Below are 19,320 nucleotides of genomic sequence, written 5' to 3'. Positions count from 1 at the left end.
ATCCCTCGCACTTTTTTTTTTTGTTTTTTGGGGTTGGGGGGGGGCTATTTTAAAAACAAGTCCCCCCCCCCCCCCCCCCCCCCGCACCGCATCAATTGAGGACAGAAAAATGGCTAGAGAATCGCTTGAAAATTTCCTGAGTTTCATGCGCGAAAAACCTCGCACTTTGGGCTGGGATGCGATTGTCGCCTATGACCGTAACAAGGCCAATGATTTGCTGGTACAGGAATACATAGATCGGTTCGAAAGTACGGCATACTTTGAAACGCTGACCTTTGCTGTACCCCTCACCCAGGGTTGGCACGTTTCCGAAGGGCAGCGTCTAGACAAGCCCCGCCTGAAGTTCGAGGATGCCAAGCTGAGTGACAGCACAGCAGACTTGTCCATGCGCATCGTGGGCGGCCGCCAGTTTCACGTGGGTCTCGACCTGAACCGTGGTTATCGGTTCAACTCCATTAAACTGGCCGATGCACTGAATGGGCCTGTACTGCATGTGCGTGTGCGCTTGGGCAATACGCCGGGTGTTATCGAGCCAGTACAGAATGGGGAGGCAAAGGTCGTCATCGACTTGAGCAACCCGACTTGGGAGTTTTACCTGACCTTTTCAGACTACCCGGAAGAGAACCATTTGGGCGGTGCGCGCTACAAAGAGATCTTTTCCAATTGGCCTGCCGAAAAGAAAAAGTTAACCCTGAATACGCTCAAGGTTGCCCCGGACGAGTTCGTGCAGCCAGCCAGCTTTTTAATCAGGACCCATGCCGAGCCCAATGCGACGGGTGGCGAAGGTGCTGTGCTGCTGTTCGTAACAATGCAGGGAGGTGAAAACGGCAGCTTGCCGGCGACTGATGAAGATTTTCATTACCTGCTACCCGATGGTGAAACGCCCTATAGTACCAATGTGATTTTTTCTCAAAAATATTTCGTGACACGGTTGGTGGCAAACTGGTTTGCCGGACTCAATAGTGCCAACGCTGATAGCCCTTTCGAGTTCAAAATATCGGGCGACGGTGACGGGAGAGAGACGTTCATTCATGGGATTGAAGCTACGCGAGGCGTATTCAAAGCTCCGCGCTATACGACCGATCGGTTTGCCAGGCCTTATCTGGACTATCAAAATGGATTCAATCTTCCGTTTGCACCTGATCCGGTTTTTGGGGCGGGTACGTTCCTTGCGAAGCAATTCCAGCTTTCAGAAGAGCTAGAACTCTATTGGTCCGGGAACAATAACACTTATGTCGTGGCCGACACGAATACAGGGCAGGGGGAGTATACCGGTGAGTCTGATTTCGGTTGGGCCGGGAATGCTACTTTTAAGTTCGGACTCGATGATCAAAATCAGTGTCGAATGCAGCTCTTAATCTTCACAGCCGTGGGTGACCTGGAAGTTAGGTCGGACTGGTATGACCATGCCAAGGATTATCCAGCCATGTATGAGGTCATAGACGAAACGAACAGAGTAGGAGGCGAAAAGGTCAAAGAAGCACTCACTGAGGCCATCCACAGTTTCGATGGTGCTACTAACGATCTCAATCTGTTTCTGATTCATGGGTTGTTGTTCAGGGGCGGAGCGGAGGTCATACAGCCTGATAAAGCCCACCTCCCCGGTGATGTCGTACTTCCTGGGTATCTGGCCCCCTCCAGAACAGCCCTCAAACTCAATGCCACCGAAGTGACCCTCGGCGCTGGCTCGTTCTATCAATTCACCGCCGAGCCGTCCAGCGGGGTCACCTGGGCAGTGAGCAACTTGCCGGATGAAGAGGGTGATTGCGGCAGCATCGATGCCAACGGCAAGTACACGCCCATGGCCGCCTCGACAATCCCCCATGCGCAGAAGGTGGTCATCGTCACGGCCACCAGCGGCGAGCATATCAGCCGGGCCCTGGTCACCGTCATCAAGCGCAGCATCGCCCTGGACCCGGTCATCATGACCGCCGAGCAACTCGCCACCAAGGATAACGTCTACAAGGTTTCGGGCGCTTCGCTACAAGGCAGTACCCTCCAATGGCGTATGTCGGAGGGTGCGATCGGGTCGATCGAGACCGACCCGAACCCTCTTCCGGACGTGCAGGATGGTCGCCTGTATGTCGTGCCCAAGAAAAGCAGCGCCGCGACCCTGGCGTTCGACGAGCGTTACGGCAAACTCATGCCGGTGGCCTCCGAGCAGTGGCAGGCCCGGCGGGCGGCAGGCTGCAAGTTTTCCGCAGTCGACCTTTCCGATCTCATGGCCGTCGAGCAGATCATCGTCGAAGGCGAAAACGACAGCCAAACCATCGACGTGCTGTTGCCGCTACAGAACGAAACGCACTGGTTCCAGTACCAGCCAATGGCTGACGGCAGCGTGCAGCTGGAGCTCTGGACCGATACCATGGATGGCGCTCTGCGGATAGAACCCGAAGATGCCGATTGGTTTCTGGTGAAGGGCAACGGAACATTAGACCTGGGCCTGTACACGCCCGCTGCCGATGGTAGCGACAGCTATGCCGTAGTGGTGGCATTCGAGCCTGGCAATCCTCGTGGCTATTGGTGGACCTACGCCATCCTGCCCATGCCCTATCTGGACGTGGCGCGCATTATTGAAAATGGAGAAAGCTCATGATCTCCAGTCGCTACAGCCAACCGCTTCAGCGCTTGGCCTAACTGGCCAGCACGCTGAAGTTTACTGTGATCTTCATCAGCTATGTCGGCACATTACTTGTTAAGCCAGGGTATGTGCCGGCCGTTGAGTGCTGCACGTTTTTTGCGCTTGCAGCGTAATTAACAATAAGAGCAGCAACCTCAATAATCAGCACGCTAGGCGCTGTTCAGGCGGGGTGCCTACCATGCCTGAGATCGGTTGAAGGCCGATGTTTGTTGCGGTGGTTAATCCGGTTGACCTGTTAATTTTGCTAGTAGGCGAGTGGCTCAAGCGCACTTATAAAGGAGCTCTGAGCCCATGAGGAATATGCCAATGTCACGCCGACTTGAACAGGCGGTCGAGCCGCTAACGCCGCCACCCGCCCCGATCATCGAAATACTCAATACCTACGATGAAATCGATTTTGAAATCTTGGGCGAGGATGATCTGGCTGTTTCGATGGAATGGCCAGGCATCGCACTGGGCAATACATTTTATGTTCACTGGCGAGGGGCGGATGCCGCAGGCCAAGCTTTTGATATCTACAGCGATCATGAGGTCGATGAGAGCAATTTCAACGCCCAGACAAACCGCGTCACGATCAACATTTTAAACGGATTCATCGTTGCCGCAGACCAAGGCTACGCATTCGTCTCCTGCGAAGTAACCAACCCAGCACTGGGGCATTCGCTGCGTCGCTTCGCTTTTGTGGGTGTCCGTGCACATCGCATGGAACATCTGCCGGTCGCGCAGGCATTGGAGTCCCATGGGTTGTACATCGACCCCGATGACCTTGGCAGCGCCGGGGCGACGTTCATCATCCCTCCCTACCAAGCCATGCAAAAAGGCGACGACGTCAAGTTGACCTTCCAGGGGTACAGCTACGATTCCCCTGAGGTCCCCTGGACCGACCTTGAGCCAGTGCTGACCGAGGCCGATGTCGGCCTGCCGGTGATTAGGCAAGTTCCCAGGGACCAGTTCAATTTCCTACAACACGGCGATTACGCGGATGTCTGCTATCAGGTCAAGCTTGCATCTGGCGGCGAGGCCCTGGTGGGGCCGGTGCAGAGGCTGAACATTGGCCCGCTTCCCGAGGACCGCCTGCCGCAGCTGACCATCGACGACTACGAGGGCGGCGAACTGGACCCCATCGAATTTCCCGAGGGGCTGACGCTGCGGGTCAACGCCTACCCTCAGCTCAATGTCTCGGACTGGATCTTGTTGCAGGTCAACGGGCAGCCGGTCGGCTTCGAACGGGCCGACCTGAGTACCCTGCATGGTGGGGAGATTACCTTCCAGCTAGGCGCGCAGGTGCTCAAAACCAGTGAGCGTCTGAAACTCTCGTACCAAAGCGCTCGCGAGGGCCTGGGCCTGGCTTCGGAACCCCTGGATGTGGAGCTGGTCGACACACGAGACTTGGCAGTCGTCGAGGTCGAGCAAGCCCAGGGTGAAGGCGGCGAAAACCCCAGCCATTTGTGGCTCGATGCCAATAGCGCTATAGGCGGGGCCTATATCAATGTGCCGCCCGTCGACCTGCGCGAGGGCGAAACGGTGCAGGTGCATTGGCTTGGGCGCCCCGACGCCGGTACCCATGTCGCCACCGATCCGGTAAGCCCCGCTTGGCCCTGGCGTTTCAGGGTGCCTGCCAGCGCCGTGGCGGCCAACATGGAGGCCAATGCCCAATCCGCCAATAAGCGCTTCGAGGTGCTCTGGCACATTGTCAAGGACGGGAAAACGCTCCAGGTCTCGCCGCCGGTCCATTTACGGATATTGCCGTTGGTCACCAGCCGTTATCCACAAATCACCTGTGCCCAGGCTCGAGGCCAGTTGTTGTCGCGTGAAAAAGCCTTGGCGGAGGGGGCACACCTTGCTCTCACGCAGTGGGTGTTCATGGCTGCGGAGCAGCATGTGAACATCGCGTTTATCGGTCAGGGGAACACGGGGCCGTTCGCAAGAGTTCTACGTAATGAGCCGACCACGCCAGACGAAGTGGCGGCAGGCGTGATCGAGCTCCCAATCCCGGAAGACGTAGTGATGGCGCAGCAGCTCGGTGAAGTGTTTGAAATCCACGTAACGGTGAATTTCGAGAACGTCGATCAAGAGGATGTGACTACGACGTTCTCCACACTTTATTTAACAATGGCTCAGTAACGGTTGATCATTCAATCGAGGACAGAAAAATGGCTAGAGAATCGCTTGAGGATTTTCTGAGCTTCATGAGCGAAAAGCCCCGCACTTGGGACTGGGACGCGATTGTCGCTTATGACCGTAATACGACTAATGACTTGCTGATGCAGGAATATATAGAGCGTTTTAAAAGTGATGCGTACTTTGAAACCCTGACCTTCGCGGTACCCATCACCCAGGGTTGGCAAATTTCCGAAGGGCAACGTCTGGACAAGCCCCGTCTGAAGTTCGAGGCTGCTGAGCTGGGTGACAGCACAGCAGACTTGTCCATGCGCATCGTGGGCGGCCGCCAGTTTCACGTGGGTCTCGACCTGAACCGTGGTTATCGGTTCAACTCCATTAAACTGGCCGATGCACTGAATGGGCCTGTACTGCATGTGCGTCTGCGCTTGGGGAATACGCCGGGCCATATAGAACCGGTATACAAAGGGGAGGCGAAAGTCGTCATCGACTTGAGCAATCCGACTTGGGATTTTTACCTGACCTTTTCAGACTACCCGGAAGAGAACCGGGTGGGCGGTGCACGCTACAAAGAGATATTTTCCAATTGGCATGACGAAAAGAAAAAGTTAACCCTGAATACGCTCAAGGTCGCCCCGGACGACTTTGTGCAGCCCGCCAGTTTTTTGATCAGAACCCATGCCGAGCCCAATGCAGCGGATGGCGAAGGTGCTGTGCTGCTGTTCGTGACAATGCAGGGAGGGGAAAACGGAAAGTTACCGGCGAACGATAAAGACTTTCACTACCTACTCCCTGATGCTCCGATACCCTATACCACCAATTTAATCTTTTCACAAAGATTTTTCTTGCAGCGCTTGATGGCGAAATGGTTTGCCGGACTCAATAGCGCCAACGAAGAGAGGCCTTTCGAGTTTGAAGCTTTGGGTGACAGGGAAGGGGGGTTCATAGAAGGAATCAAAGCAACTCAGGGGGTGTTGTATATGCCGCCTTATAAGACCGCTCCGGGCGCTGAACCCTACTTAGATTTTCAAAATGGATTCAAACTTGCATTTGCCCCTGATGAGGTGTGGGGAGAAGGTGAGTTCACTCTGACACGGTATAAGCATGATGAAGGAAGACTTCTATTTCTATGGACAGGAAAAAATAACAGTTATTTGGTCGCTAGGGCGAATGATACGTCAGGAGTTCACACTGGCGAAAGTGATTTTATTTGGGAGGGAAGTGGAATCTATTGCCTTGAAATTGATGGCACGAAAAAATGCTCTCTGAAATTAGAGCAGATGACCGCTATGAGTGTGCTGGACCTTAGGCCGTCATGGGAGGAGGCGCTCGAGAAGGACCCCAGTGTGGCGGCAATCATAGCCGCAGCGGGCCAGTAGGTTCCGAGCAGGTCAAACAACGATTAGTGAAAAGCTTCGAAGAATTCGCAGAAGCTACCAACGACATCAATTTGTTCCTGCTTCATGGCTTGTTGTTCAGGGGTGGAGCAGAGGTAATACAGCTTGATAAGGCCTTCCTCCCCGGTGATGTCGTACTCCCTGGTTACTTGGCACCCTCCCAAACCACCCTCAAACTCAATGCCACCGAAGTGACCCTCGGCGCCGGCTCGTTCTATCAATTCACCGCCGAGCCATCCAGCGGGGTCACCTGGGCAGTGAGCAACTTGCCGGATGAAGAGGGTGATTGCGGCAGCATCGATGCCAACGGCAAGTACACGCCCATGGCCGCTTCGACAATCCCCCATGCGCAGAAGGTGGTCATCATCACGGCCACCAGCGGCGAGCATATCAGCCGGGCCCTGGTCACCGTCATCAAGCGCAGCATCGCCCTGGACCCGGTCATCATGACCGCCGAGCAAATCGCCACCAAGGATAACGTCTACAAGGTTTCGGGCGCTTCGCTACAAGGCAGTACCCTCCAATGGCGTATGTCGGAGGGTGCGATCGGCTCGATCCAGACCGACCCGAGCCCTCTTCCGGACGTGCAGGATGGTCGCCTGTATGTCGTGCCCAAGAAAAGCAGCGCCGCGACCCTGGCGTTCGACGAGCGTTACGGCAAACTCATGCCGGTGGCCTCCGAGCAGTGGCAGGCCCGGCGGGCGGCAGGCTGCAAGTTTTCCGCAGTCGACCTTTCCGATCTCATGGCCGTCGAGCAGATCATCGTCGAAGGCGAAAACGACAGCCAAACCATCGACGTGCTGTTGCCGCTACAGAACGAAACGCACTGGTTCCAGTACCAGCCAATGGCTGACGGCAGCGTGCAGCTGGAGCTCTGGACCGATACCATGGATGGCGCTCTGCGGATAGAACCCGAAGATGCCGATTGGTTTCTGGTGAAGGGCAACGGAACGTTAGACCTGGGCCTGTACACCCCCGCTGCCGATGGTAGCGACAGCTATGCCGTAGTGGTGGCCTTCGAGCCTGGCAATCCTCGTGGCTATTGGTGGACCTACGCCATCCTGCCCATGCCCTATCTGGACGTGGCGCGCATTATAGAGAACGGATAAAGCTCATGATCTCCAGTCGCTACAGCCAAACGCTTCAGCGCTTGGCCTAACTGGCCAACACGCTGAAGTTACTGCGATCTTCATCAACTATGTCGGCACATTACTTGTTAAGCCAGGTTATGTGCCGGCCGTTGGGTGCTGCATGTTTTTTGCGCTTGCAGCGTAATTAACAATAAGAGCAACAACGTCAATAATCAGCACGCTAGGGGCTGTTCAGGCGGGTGCCTACCGTGCCTGAGATCGGTTGAAGGCCGATGTTTGTTGCGGCATTTAATCCGGTTGACCTGTTAATTTTGCTAGTAGGCGGGTGGCTCGAACGCGCTTATAAATGAGCCCTGAGCCCACGAGGAATATGCCAATGTCACGCCGACTTGAACAGGCGGTCGAGCCGCTAACGCCGCCACCCGCTCCGATCATCGAAATACTCACTACCGACGATGAAATCGATTTTGAGACCTTGGGCGATGATGATCTGGCTGTTCGATGGAATGGCCAGGCATCCAGACGAAGCCGACGCAGGCGTAATCGAACTCACAATTCCGGAAGACGTAGTGAGGGCGCAGAAGCTCGGTGAACTGTTTGAAAGCCAGGTAACGGTGAATGTCGAATACGTCGATAACCGTTGACCATTCAATCGAGGACAGAAAAATGGCTAGAGAGTCGTTTGAAGATTTTCTGAGTTTCATGCGCGAAAAACCCCGGACTTGGGGTTGGGACGCGATTGTCGCTTATGACCGTGAGACAACCAATGATTTGCTGATGCAGGAATACATAGATCGTTTTGACAACGGAACATTCTTTGAAACCCTGACCTTCGCTGTACCCCTCACCCAGGGTTGGCAAGTTTCCGAAGGGCAACGCCTTGACAAGCCGCGCCTGAAGTTCGAGGCCACCGACCTGCCGAACAGCAGCGCAGACTTGTCGATGCGCATCGTGGGTGGCCGCCAGTTTCAGGTGGGCCTCGACCTGAACGGTGGTTATCGTATCAACTCGCTCAAATGGGCAGATGCCTTGAATGGGCCTGTTTTGCACGTGCGTTTGGAATTGGGAAAAACGCCGGGCCATGTGGAGCGGCTAGTGGGTGGGCAGGCGAGTGTCATCATCGATTTAAGCAATCCGAGTTGGGATTTTTATCTGACCTTTTCAGACTACCCGGAAGAGAACCATTTGGGCGGTGCGCGCTATAAAGAGATATTCGCCAATTGGCCTGACGAAAAGAAAGCGTTAACCCTGTGTGAACTCAGGATCTTCTTGGTCGACTTTGTGCAGCCAGAGAGTTTTTTGATCAGGACCCACGCCGAGCCCAATGCAACGGATGGCGAAGGTGCTGTACTGCTTTTCGTGACAATGAAGGGCAGTGAAAACGGCAGCATGCCGGTGGCTGATAAAGACTTCCATTACCTGCTACCCGAAGCATCCAATGCTGCGATGCCCTATAGCACCAATGTGGTTTTTTCGCATAATTTTTTCTTGCCGCGGGTGTTGGAACAATGGTTTTTCGACCTTCAGTTTGACAACGTGGGTAAACCTTACGAATTTGAAGTATTGGGTGGCAGTGATGGAGGGTTCATTCAAGGGGTTCAGGTGACCCAGGGGGCGTTGAAGGTGCCGGGTTATAGTACCGACCCGGAGAGTGAGCCTTATTTGAGTTTTTCCCAAGGATTTGCACTTGCATTCGCTGATGATTGGGAGTGGGGGGAAGGTGCATTTACTGTGACGCCTCATCAGTCTGAAGATGGGTGGTTTACGATCACTTGGACTGGAGGCCATACCACTACTCTGGTGGCTAAGGCGAATAGAAATTCAAAGGAGTACGCCTCACCTGTTGATCATTGGTGGAGCTTATCTGCTGATTTTGTGATTGAAATTGATGGTGATAAAAAAACCTACTTGAAAGTAGAACGCTGGGACATGCAGGGTGGGCTGGAATTTGGGCCCTACTGGCGTGAGTGGGCCGAGGTCGATCCCGATGTGTATAAGATTATGTCCGAAGCGAATACGCTAGCACCCCGGCTCATTGACCAGCGGATACAACTGGCCTTCGAAAGTTTCAGCATGTCTACCCGATTCATGAATCTGTTGCTGCTTCATGGGTTTATTTTCAAAGGTGGCGCGAACACAATTCAGCCTGATAAAGGCTCCAACCCCGGTGATTTCGTACTCCCAGGTTACTTGGCCCCCTCTCAAACCACCCTCAAACTCAATGCCACTGAAGTGACCCTCGGCGCCGGCTCGTTCTATCAATTCACCGCCGAGCCGTCCAGCGGGGTCACCTGGGCAGTGAGCAACTTACCGGCGGAAGAGGGTGATTGCGGCAGCATCGACGCCAACGGCAAGTACACGCCCATGGTCGCCTCGACAATCCCCCATGCGCAGAAGGTGGTCATCGTCACGGCCACCAGCGGCGAGCATATCAGCCGGGCCCTGGTCACCGTCATCAAGCGCAGCATTGCCCTTGACCCGGTCATCATGACCGCCCAGCAACTCGCCACCAAGGATAACGTCTACAAGGTTTCGGGCGCTTCGCTGCAAGGCAGTACCCTCCAATGGCGTATGTCGGAGGGTGCGATCGGCTCGATCCAGACCGACCCGAGCCCTCTTCCGGACGTGCAGGATGGTCGCCTGTATGTCGTGCCCAAGAAAAGCAGCGCCGCGACCATGGCGTTCGACGAGCGTTACGGCAAACTCATGCCGGTGGCCTCCGAACAGTGGCAGGCCCGGCGGGCGGCAGGCTGCAAGTTTTCCGCAGTCGACCTTTCCGATCTCATGGCCGTCGAGCAGATCATCGTCGAAGGGGGAAACGACAGCCAAACCATCGACGTGCTGTTGCCGCTACAGACCGAAACGCACTGGTTCCAGTACCAGCCAATGGCTGACGGCAGCGTGCAGCTGGAGCTCTGGACCGATGGCATGGATGGCGCTCTGCGGATAGAACCCGAAGATGCCGATTGGTTTCTGGTGAAGGGCAACGGAACGTTAGACCTAGGCCTGTACACGCCCGCTGCCGATGGTAGCGACAGCTATGCCGTAGTGGTGGCCTTCGAGCCTGGCAATCGTCGTGGCTATTGGTGGACCTACGCCATCCTGCCCATGCCCTATCTGGACGTGGCTCACATTATTGAAAACGGAGCAAGCTCATGATCTCAAACAGCAAAGGTCAGATTCTCCAACGCCTGGAACAAGGCCAAGTCATGAACGGCTGGGGCGCGATCATCGCGCTCGAGGGGGAGCAACTCAACAAGATGCTCGAACAGCGCTATCTCGAGGCCTTCAGAGACCTGAGCTTTCTGCTGCCATTCACCCTGGAGCTGTCACCGGGCGAAAGGCCGGATGAACAAATCGTGTTGAACAACCTGGTGTTCGGCGTGCCGCGGCTGTCGTTCGAAGCAGCCCAACTGGCCGACAACAAGGCCACGCTTACCTTGGATATTCTCGCGGGCACCATGACGCAGATGTTCGACACCCCCGCGCAGCCGCCAGTCATGCTGCAGAGCACCAACCTCGGCGCCGGGTCGGGGCATCGCGTGCAGATGACAGTGAGCCTGACCGTTGTCACGGGGCTTATCGATGGCAGCGGCAAGCTGGCGATCGACATGACCCAGGCACAGGGTTTCGACTGCCAGTTGGGCCTGGCCAGGGAGGTGGAACTGGAGATCGCCCAGGCCATGGGTGCGCGCATCCAGTCGTTGCCCGCCTATCGGCAGATGTTCACGGTGGCCACGCTCGACTTCCAGAACAAAGGGCCGTTGAGCGTGCAGCGCTTCGAGGTGTTGACCCAGCCGCATCCTGATGCTGCCAAGGCCGCGCAAGAGGGAGCAGGGGCCGTTGTGCTGTTCTGCCAGTTGCGTGCGGATGACGAGCCTGGCGGGTTACCGACCAATGATGGGCGTTTCCCCTATCTGATCCCCGACGATGTCGATATCCAAGGTGGGGCAGCATTCAACGCCACGGTGTTGATGCATCAGCGGTTACACAAGTTCTTCCCGCTCCAGGTCCCGGGTGTTGCAGGGCACCTGGCGCTACCTAACGCGCATGTGCTGGGCGAGGGTGAGACACATGATCCGCTGGACCGCGTCACTTTCACGCGGGTAAGCGCCACAGAGCGCTCGTGGTTCGTCGAGCCTTTGCAGGCGCAGATCGAGGCCGGCGGCGTCAGGGCGTTCAAACTGGTCAATGGCCGCGGCACCCAGGCCAACGCAACGGCGTCCCAGTGGACCGCCGCCAACCTCCAACGCCAAAGCACGGGGACGATGCGGCCAGACGGCACCTACGAGGCGTCAGCGCGCCCTGCCTTCAGGCAGAATCAGCAAGTGGTCGTGGTATCCAACGCCTTCCAAGACGGCGGACAGAACCAGGTGCGCACCTCGATCGCCGTCGAGCACGCCGAGCGGGTGTCCATCTCACCCAGCGCAGTCACCTGGCGCAAGGGGGAAGGTCCTATCAGCTTGATAGCCAGTACGACGGGGGGAGGCGCATCCTGGTCCTGGAGCCTGGAGGGGGAGATCTATGGCGAGCTGAGTCCAAGCGGGAGTATTGCTACATTCCTACCCGATACGCCGGAACACAACGTGCCGCAGATTCTGCTGCAGCGCATTCGCGCAACCGATACCAGTAGTGGCCATTCCGCTGAGGCCACTGTGGTCATCATTGCCTTTAGCGCCACATTGACCGTCACTCCGGCGCATGTGCCGGCAGTGGATGCCACGCAGCCGATCACATTCCAGGTGGAAGGCGGGAACGAAGGTATTGAGTGGTCGCTTATCGGAGAGGGCTTTATCGAAAGTGACACGGGGGAGTTCACCCCCCCACCGAAGCCAGACAGCAAGGTCACGGTGGTGCTGGCGAAGTTCTCCACACGCCAAATTGGCTATGCGGTCGTCGAACTGGCCGCCGAAGCGGTGGAACCGCCTACCTGGACCACCCTCACCGAGTTCAGCCTGGCGATCACGGGTTCGAACACGTGCTACGCCAACGGTATGCAACAGGTCGAAATCCTGGTGACGATCGAAACCTCGACGCCTAACGGGCAACCGAAGCAACCGCTGTCACCCACTGAGCTCTCCACGCTCAAACTGTATTATGACGCTGGCAGTACCCAACTGGAGTTCCTGGCGCCGGAGCAGGAAGGTTTGCCACCTGGCAGCGGTATCGACTGGGCAGTGGCTGTGCTGCCGAACCGCTTCCACCCTCAAACCGCCACTACGTCACCGGCGATTACTGGCGACCCTGAGGCGACCCGCCGACGGTATCTGTATCTGCAGAGTGGCCAGGCGACCAACACCCGGACGATCTATGCCAAGTTCACCAAAGATGGGGGTGGCGAATATGACTCTCGTGATAAGAACGGCAAGACCGACATTCAGAGCGTAGCCCCGCCAACGCTCGACGCCAGCCATTACAACCTGAAACGCGATCGGATCAAGGAGATCCGTGGCAGTAATGTGGGGGGACTGGACGACCCATTCAGCTACTGGACGGCATCGCTCGACTACTGGAGGCTCACGTACAGGCTTCATGGCTCTGGGCCTGACGTGAAGTTCCTGCTCTGTGAGCCTGTTGCTGCGCTTTCGGCAGTGCGCTGGGAAAGCGAGCAGTTGGATGAAAGCTTTGCCAGCTACCTGGCCTACGCTTTCAACCCCTATGAGGGCGAAGACCCATCCTCGCCTCCGGGGCTCATCATCGACCCCTGGCTGCGCGCCTTGTTTGCCGAAGAAAAAATCGGCTTCGAGGACCTGGAGGAAGATTTGGTGCCAGGCAAGGGGCCTGCGCCGGGTGACTTGATGGTCAGCCTCCACCGCATGGATGACCTCGTCTATTGGCATGACAAGATGGGTAACGGCGAGGCATACCGCAATTACCGCGAGCACCTGGAGGGGGGCTTGAAGTTCAGGCTTCGGGACCTGTACGGCAACCTGCATCCGATCGTGATCGATTACCCTGGCCCGACGGTGACGGGCCACCGTAACACCGTTGAGTTGCGCCTCTGGTGAACCGGCAAGCGCCCTGCGACTGCGCAGGGCGCTTGCGAAAAAACCAACCGCTATTTAGGAACAGGTCATGACTACCAAGACTCTGGTGCATTCCAACGCCTTCAATTTCTTGAGCTTCGTGCAAAACAGCGTGGACCCGCGCACCGGCCAGTACACCCTGGCCATCGAACTGCCCGAACTGGTCGGTAACGACCTCAGCGGCCCGTCATTGCCGCTGCGCCTGGCCTACAACCCACTCAACAACCAGGATTCGGGCTTCGGCGTCGGCTGGACGTTGAACCTTACCGAATACGTGCCGGCGAGCAACATGCTCACCTTGCACACCGGCGAGCGCTACAAGGTTGTCGGCGACAGCGACGACTACGCCATTCCCGAGCGCAAGCTGGAAAGCTTCCACTTCCATGTCGATGATGCCGAGCACTTTCGCGTTGTGCACAAGACCGGCCTGGTCGAATTCCTCGAGCTCCACGGCCCGCAAAGCAACCGCGTGGCCCTGCCGGTGCGGGTCGAAGCCGCCTCCGGCCATGCCATCACCCTTGAGCACACGCAAAACCCCTACGCCGAAAATGCCCCCTGCCTCAACCAAATCACGCAGGCCGGGCCGCCTCTGCTCAAGCTGACCTACGAGAGCGCCAGGGTACTGATCGACCTGCATCCGGGGTCCGGCCCGGGGGGCTCGCCCCTGGCGCGCTACGAACTCAAGCTCAGCAGCCAGGGCTCGCCGGCCAGGCGCCGTATCGACGCCGTGGTGCTGCCCACCGACGACAAGGCCAGCTGGCGCTTCGACTACCGTGAACAGCGTGGCCTGTTCCTCCTGAGCGAGGTAGCCACCCCCAGCGGCGCCGTGGAGACCATCGCCTACGATGACGACGGCCATACCTTCCCCGGCGGTGGCCAGCTGCCCGACCCCCTGCCTCGGGTGACCCGCCACCAGATCGACCCCGGGGCCGACCAGCCACCGATGATCACCACCTACGACTACACCAGCAACAACTTCCTGGGCTATGGCAGCGGGATCCAGTGGAAGGACGATGGCGAGGATCATCTCTACGACTCCACTGACCAGTATTTTACCTACGGCTCCACCGCCACACAGTGGGTGCTCGACGCTGAGGGCGTCGAGCAGCCGCTGCGCACCATCACCCGTACATTCAACCGCTTCCACCTGCTGAGCAAGCAGGTCACCAACCAGGATGAACACATCCAGGAAGCCGAGACCGCCTACCACGAGCTCCCGGGGCTGAACTTCGCCCGGCAACCGAACAACTTCCAGCTCCCTTACAGCACCACCCAACGCTGGAAACGCGGCAACCAGCTGCGCGAAGAAGTGCTGATCACCCGCTACGACGAGCATGGCAACCTGACCCTCAAGTCCGAAGTGGCCGTGCCCCGTTACGATGCCCAGGGCAAATTGCTGGAGGCGCCAACCCTGGCCGGAACGATATACACCCGCCACAGTTACTACCCGGCCCAAGGCGATGGTGACGATTGCCCGCCCGACCCGTACGGTTTCGTGCGCACGACCAAGGAAGAGACCCGGTACCCGGCCACCGACGCCGAGGGCCAGGCGCAAACCTTGTCTAACCGCTACTACTACAGGACGTTCGACACCCTTGGCGGCAGCCAGGGCGCCGACCACTACCTGCTGGAGCGCCAGGCGCAATTGCAAGTGCATGAAGGCAACGCCACGCTGACGATTCAGGCCAAGGAGAGCCTGTATTTCGATGACGCCGCAGATGCCCTGCGTCATGGCCGTCTCGAGTGCGAGACGACTACCCGAGCCGAGAGTGGCTTGCCTAGCGAGGTCAGCTACATCACCCAGGTTGCCTACACCTATGAAAAGCTCACAGGGGACGCTGGCAACGTGTTGCAGACTGTGCAGACCCATACCGGGTTCGATCACGATGAGGAGTTGGAGGATGGTAGCCGGCGCGACGCCCGCAAGACTGTCACCCTGCAGCACTGTGTGCTGATCAACGAGCCGCTGCTCAACCTCGACGACAACCAGGTCGAGATTGCCTACCAATACGACCCGTTGAGGCGGGTGACCCAGGAAACCGTGTCGCCCAATGACCCCCAGTACACGGCTTCACGCACCTATACCTACACCCTGGTGGGCGCCACGGGTGGGCGTGCCAGCCAGACCATGGCCGATGTGAAGCACGTTATCACCCGCAGCTGGGTGGACGGCCTGAACCGTGTGGTCGAAGAAGAACGCCAGGATGCCGATGCCGATACCCCGGCGAAGGCTCAGGACTACCGCATCAAGTACCAGGCCAGGTACGACGCCCTGGGCGACTTGGTAGAGGAAGTCGAATATGACTGGCTGGACTACAGCGACCGCAAAACCGAACTGCGGTTACCCTCGCACTACCTGTATGACGCATGGGGTGAGCGGTATTGCGAAATCGGCGCCGATGGCGCGAAACACTATGATCAACTCGACCCGATCGGTGATGCTGGCGCCGACGGCCCCCTGCGCGATGCCTGGAGCGAGTCGGCCGATGGCACGCTCAAGACTGGCGTGACGCGTACCTGGCTCGACCTGGCGCAGCAGCCGACCCGGATCGAGCGCTTCGATGCCGGCGGCAATTCATACAGTGTCGAACAGCACTTCTACGATGGGCTGAGGCGCAAGTGCCGCGAGATCGATGCCGCGCAGGCCAGCAAACGCTTCACCTACGACGAGTTCGACCGCCTGCGCGACGAAACCCTCGCCAATGGTGCCGTGGTACACCGCGACTATGCGCCACACAGCGGCGAGGACCTGCCGGTAGCGATCGACGTCGGTGGGGTGGTGTTGGGGACGCAACGTTTCGACGGGCTGGACCGCATGATCGAGTCCACCACCGGCGGACGCCGCCGTGTCCAGCACTTTGCCCCAGGCCAGCGCCAGCCCGAAGCGGTAGTGACCGCAGCGGGCGCCCAGATCAAGTACCGCTATGCGCCGCAATTGGGCGAGGAGCCGTTGGAGCGGTATGTGGAAACCACTGAGGTGCGGGCCCAGTATGACTACGATGGACAAAATGCCAGGCTGACCAAGTGCAACGAACAGGGCGAGGGGCTCGAGCGCGATTATTTCAGTACCGGCCAGTTGAAGTACGAAAAACGCCAGGTTGGCGACCAGCCGCCCTTCGAGATGCACTATCGCGCCAGCCTGCAGGGGCGGGAACTTGAGTACACGGATGTGCTTGGGCAGGTGCAGACGTACCACTACGATCAGCAAGGCCGCCTTGCTTCCACCACCTTGGGAACACTCAGTTCAACGTTCGAATATGACCCATTGGGGCGCCTTGAAGTGTATGAAACCCGTGACGGCGAACAGTATTTGAAGACGACCCTCGAATACGATGAGTTCGGCCGTGAAATACACCGCACGTTCGACATGGGCGAGCACGAGCAGACGCTGAGCCAGGAGTACTACCCCACTGACCAGTTGCGCGACAAATACCTGCTGGCGGGGGAGACTGAACTGCGCCATGAACATTACGAATACGATGCCCGTGGCCGGTTGACCAAGTACACGTGCACGGCAGCGGACGGCTATGCCCCGGTAGACCCCTACGGCAAAGTCATACGGGAGCAGGTATTCGGCTTTGACAACTTGGACAATATCACCCGTGTACGCACGATATTCCCCGAAGGCCAGAATATGGCAACTTATGAATTCGACCTGCCTGATCCGGTGCAATTGCACTGGGTGCGTAATGACCATGGCGATTATCCCGAAGCAGTGGAACTGCTGTACGACGCCGACGGCAACATGACGCGCGACGAGGAGGGACGCAACCTGACCTACGACCCATTGGGGCGTCTGGTAAGCGTGGTGATGCCCTCCGCCGGCATTGAAGCGGCGTATGGCTATGATCCGCTGGACAGGCTGGTCAGCCAGTCTTCTTGATGTTCAGTCGAAACCCCGTAGCACGCCCGTGGTGTTTCGCAACCTGATAAAACTGCCAGTTGCGCCAACTCGCGGGTGTGCAGATAGTTACTGCAGGTGCGTTGTACCAAACAGTCTCCGAATAACGAAGGGGAAGAATCGATATGGAACGTTCAAATTGCGAAGTGCCTGCTGCCGAACAGGTGCGCCAGGAAGTACGTAGAAAGCGTTTGCTTCGATCGCAGGCGCCGGGTAAGTTACCGGCACCCGCTGTGGATCCCGAGTTTATTGCAGATACCAACGACATGACGGTAGTAGGTGACGCTCTTCGGGCGAAGGACGATTTGCCTGCTGCGTTTCATTTCAAAATTCCAGCGTGGCCGTTTTCCGCTCCGGACACGGATGACACGCTTAAGGTATATCTCGATCATAGTCCGGCGCCCTTTTTTCTTGAGAGCTATGATCCTCAGGATCAACCTACGTTTCCGCTGCAAATCCACATTCCACAAGGCCTCCTGGACGGGTGGGGGGACGGCGTTAAAACCTTCCATTATACGGTAACTGCTGAGGCTGGTAACGTTGCCTACTCCGAGGACCAGACGCTGATTTTCGATAGAGTGGCGCCCTACCAAAATCTATTACCGCCGAAGTTTGCGGATATCCCCAATGTCATTGATGCGAACAAAGGGCAGGTGAAACTCAAGCTGGCTGAGTACTCCGACTTTAAACCTGGCGATACCGTCCATGTATGGTGGCTCAAGGAACTGCCCGATCCGTTACCGTCACCAGACTTGTCAGTGCCTGTAGGCGCTTTACCCCAGGATCTGACGGTTCCGCTGGAGGTTATCGAGAGGGTGAAGGACGGTGGTGTCAAAGTGGTCTATGCCTTGGCTGACAAAGCCAGGAACTACAGTTCGGCCTCCCAGCCCCTCGAGGTCGGCGTTGCACTTGGCCCGTGGCCTACCACCTTTCAAGCGCCGGAGGTGGAGTTGGCCGTAGATGGCCTGATCGACCAGGCAGACGTTGCATTGGATGTTCAGGTGCATGTTCCTGTATTCGACAATGCCAAAGAAACCGATGAAGTCAGGGTTCATTGGGGATCCAAGTCTACCGCCTGGCGTACCGTGGGCGAGGGTATCTTCCCAATGCCGTTCGGGATCGACAAGAGTTTGATTTGGGAGGAATACGGCGGCGATACAGGAGTAGGTGACGTCCCCGTAACTGTAACCTACGAGGTCAAGCGAGGTTCGGTCGCGCTGCTGAACAAAGGTGAAAAGGACTTCACGTTCAACGTCAATCTCGAGCGTATCGACCCTGTCGATCCGATCCTTGATCCCGATTGGCCTGGGCCGATCAATGGCAAGCTGGACCCTGCCGAGGTCTATGGCGCGGTCTCCGAGACCAAGAACAGCTTGGATGCAAGCGACGCCGATAAGCCTGTGAAGGTGGTTGTGCCGGTGGACCCAGAGTTCAAAGAGGGGGATGTCGTCACGCTGTTCTGGAGGGGTGAGAAAGTACTTGGCGTTGAGCATGAGATCACCAGCGATGATCTGGGTGAAGAGCTAGAGATGGACATCCAATGGGATGTCGTCGCGGCAGGGGGCAACGGCACTATCTCGATGCATTACGCCATTCACCGCCCGGGCAACCCTAATGGCACGCAGCCCAAGCCGACTAGCGTGGATGTTTCCGGCGTGGTGATCCGAACTGATGCACCTGCTTTCCAGGGCGTGACTGATACTGGCTACCTTAACTGCCAATCAATCTGGAGCGAACCTCCTCACGCGGACGACCCCGCTTTGCGCGTTACTGTGCCGGACCTTGCTGAGGTCGGCTTCGAAATTGGCAATAAGGTCGAGATGATTTGGCGAGCCACGGTTTATGGCACCGACCAAGACATTCCGGTCGGTTTTGCGCGTGAGATCGAGCTCGATATAAATAATATCAATGGTTTTGTCTGGCGTATCCCCTACGAGGAATATGTATTGCCGATTTACCAATGGGACGGCACCCATACCGATGCCAATGGGTATGTCAGCTACAAATCGGTAGGGACTCAAACGCCGATCGAGTCGGCAGAGGACCATGCTCGGGTCTCGATCCACTCGGCAGGCCTAACGTGCGATATCTCAGGCCCTTGAGTTGGAGCGGAGCGCTGCCATTGGCAGTGCTCCGTAGATCG

General features: G+C 57.3%; 9 protein-coding genes. All 9 read left to right on the top strand.

Going from position 1 to position 19,320, the window contains the following annotated elements:
• The first annotated feature begins 109 nt into the window (after window positions 1-109).
• A complete protein-coding gene (locus tag ACIPZH_RS03240) occupies window positions 110-2,596 on the top strand; it encodes a hypothetical protein (protein WP_400635101.1) in 2,487 nt (828 codons plus the stop codon).
• Between the two features lie 351 nt (window positions 2,597-2,947).
• Window positions 2,948-4,765: a hypothetical protein gene (locus tag ACIPZH_RS03235; RefSeq protein WP_400635099.1), complete on the top strand. Its 1,818-nt coding sequence runs from the start codon at window positions 2,948-2,950 to the stop codon at window positions 4,763-4,765.
• A 29-nt stretch (window positions 4,766-4,794) separates the two neighbouring features.
• Window positions 4,795-6,141: a hypothetical protein gene (locus ACIPZH_RS03230; protein ID WP_400635097.1), complete on the top strand. Its 1,347-nt coding sequence runs from the start codon at window positions 4,795-4,797 to the stop codon at window positions 6,139-6,141.
• A 167-nt stretch (window positions 6,142-6,308) separates the two neighbouring features.
• Complete coding sequence (locus ACIPZH_RS03225; protein WP_400635096.1) at window positions 6,309-7,268, top strand: hypothetical protein; 960 nt, start codon at window positions 6,309-6,311, stop codon at window positions 7,266-7,268.
• 464 nt (window positions 7,269-7,732) lie between these two features.
• Complete coding sequence (locus tag ACIPZH_RS03220; RefSeq protein ID WP_400635095.1) at window positions 7,733-7,894, top strand: hypothetical protein; 162 nt, start codon at window positions 7,733-7,735, stop codon at window positions 7,892-7,894.
• Window positions 7,869-10,409: a hypothetical protein gene (locus ACIPZH_RS03215; protein WP_400635093.1), complete on the top strand. Its 2,541-nt coding sequence runs from the start codon at window positions 7,869-7,871 to the stop codon at window positions 10,407-10,409. The genes ACIPZH_RS03220 and ACIPZH_RS03215 overlap by 26 nt, the downstream gene beginning before the upstream one ends.
• Window positions 10,406-13,258 (top strand): hypothetical protein, encoded by a 2,853-nt coding sequence (locus tag ACIPZH_RS03210; RefSeq protein ID WP_400635091.1) that lies wholly within the window; start codon window positions 10,406-10,408, stop codon window positions 13,256-13,258. The genes ACIPZH_RS03215 and ACIPZH_RS03210 overlap by 4 nt, the downstream gene beginning before the upstream one ends.
• Before the next feature lie 67 nt (window positions 13,259-13,325).
• Window positions 13,326-17,159 carry an RHS repeat domain-containing protein gene (locus ACIPZH_RS03205; RefSeq protein ID WP_400635089.1) on the top strand — a complete coding sequence of 1,278 codons (3,834 nt, stop codon included), beginning with the start codon at window positions 13,326-13,328 and terminating at the stop codon, window positions 17,157-17,159.
• Between the two features lie 143 nt (window positions 17,160-17,302).
• Window positions 17,303-19,279: a hypothetical protein gene (locus tag ACIPZH_RS03200; RefSeq protein ID WP_400635087.1), complete on the top strand. Its 1,977-nt coding sequence runs from the start codon at window positions 17,303-17,305 to the stop codon at window positions 19,277-19,279.
• The last annotated feature ends 41 nt before the right edge of the window (window positions 19,280-19,320 follow it).

Source organism: Pseudomonas sp. NPDC089758 (genome assembly GCF_044748705.1).
Lineage (GTDB): Bacteria > Pseudomonadota > Gammaproteobacteria > Pseudomonadales > Pseudomonadaceae > Aquipseudomonas > Aquipseudomonas putida_X.
Note: the sequence above shows the minus strand (reverse complement) of the source record. Positions and strands in the feature narration are given on the sequence as shown.

Coding starts and splice junctions, on each gene's coding strand:
- ACIPZH_RS03240 (WP_400635101.1), top strand. CDS start 110: ATGGCTAGAGAATCGCTTGAAAATTTCCTGAGTTTCATGCGCGAAAAA.
- ACIPZH_RS03235 (WP_400635099.1), top strand. CDS start 2,948: ATGTCACGCCGACTTGAACAGGCGGTCGAGCCGCTAACGCCGCCACCC.
- ACIPZH_RS03230 (WP_400635097.1), top strand. CDS start 4,795: ATGGCTAGAGAATCGCTTGAGGATTTTCTGAGCTTCATGAGCGAAAAG.
- ACIPZH_RS03220 (WP_400635095.1), top strand. CDS start 7,733: ATGATGATCTGGCTGTTCGATGGAATGGCCAGGCATCCAGACGAAGCC.
- ACIPZH_RS03215 (WP_400635093.1), top strand. CDS start 7,869: ATGTCGAATACGTCGATAACCGTTGACCATTCAATCGAGGACAGAAAA.
- ACIPZH_RS03210 (WP_400635091.1), top strand. CDS start 10,406: ATGATCTCAAACAGCAAAGGTCAGATTCTCCAACGCCTGGAACAAGGC.
- ACIPZH_RS03205 (WP_400635089.1), top strand. CDS start 13,326: ATGACTACCAAGACTCTGGTGCATTCCAACGCCTTCAATTTCTTGAGC.
- ACIPZH_RS03200 (WP_400635087.1), top strand. CDS start 17,303: ATGGAACGTTCAAATTGCGAAGTGCCTGCTGCCGAACAGGTGCGCCAG.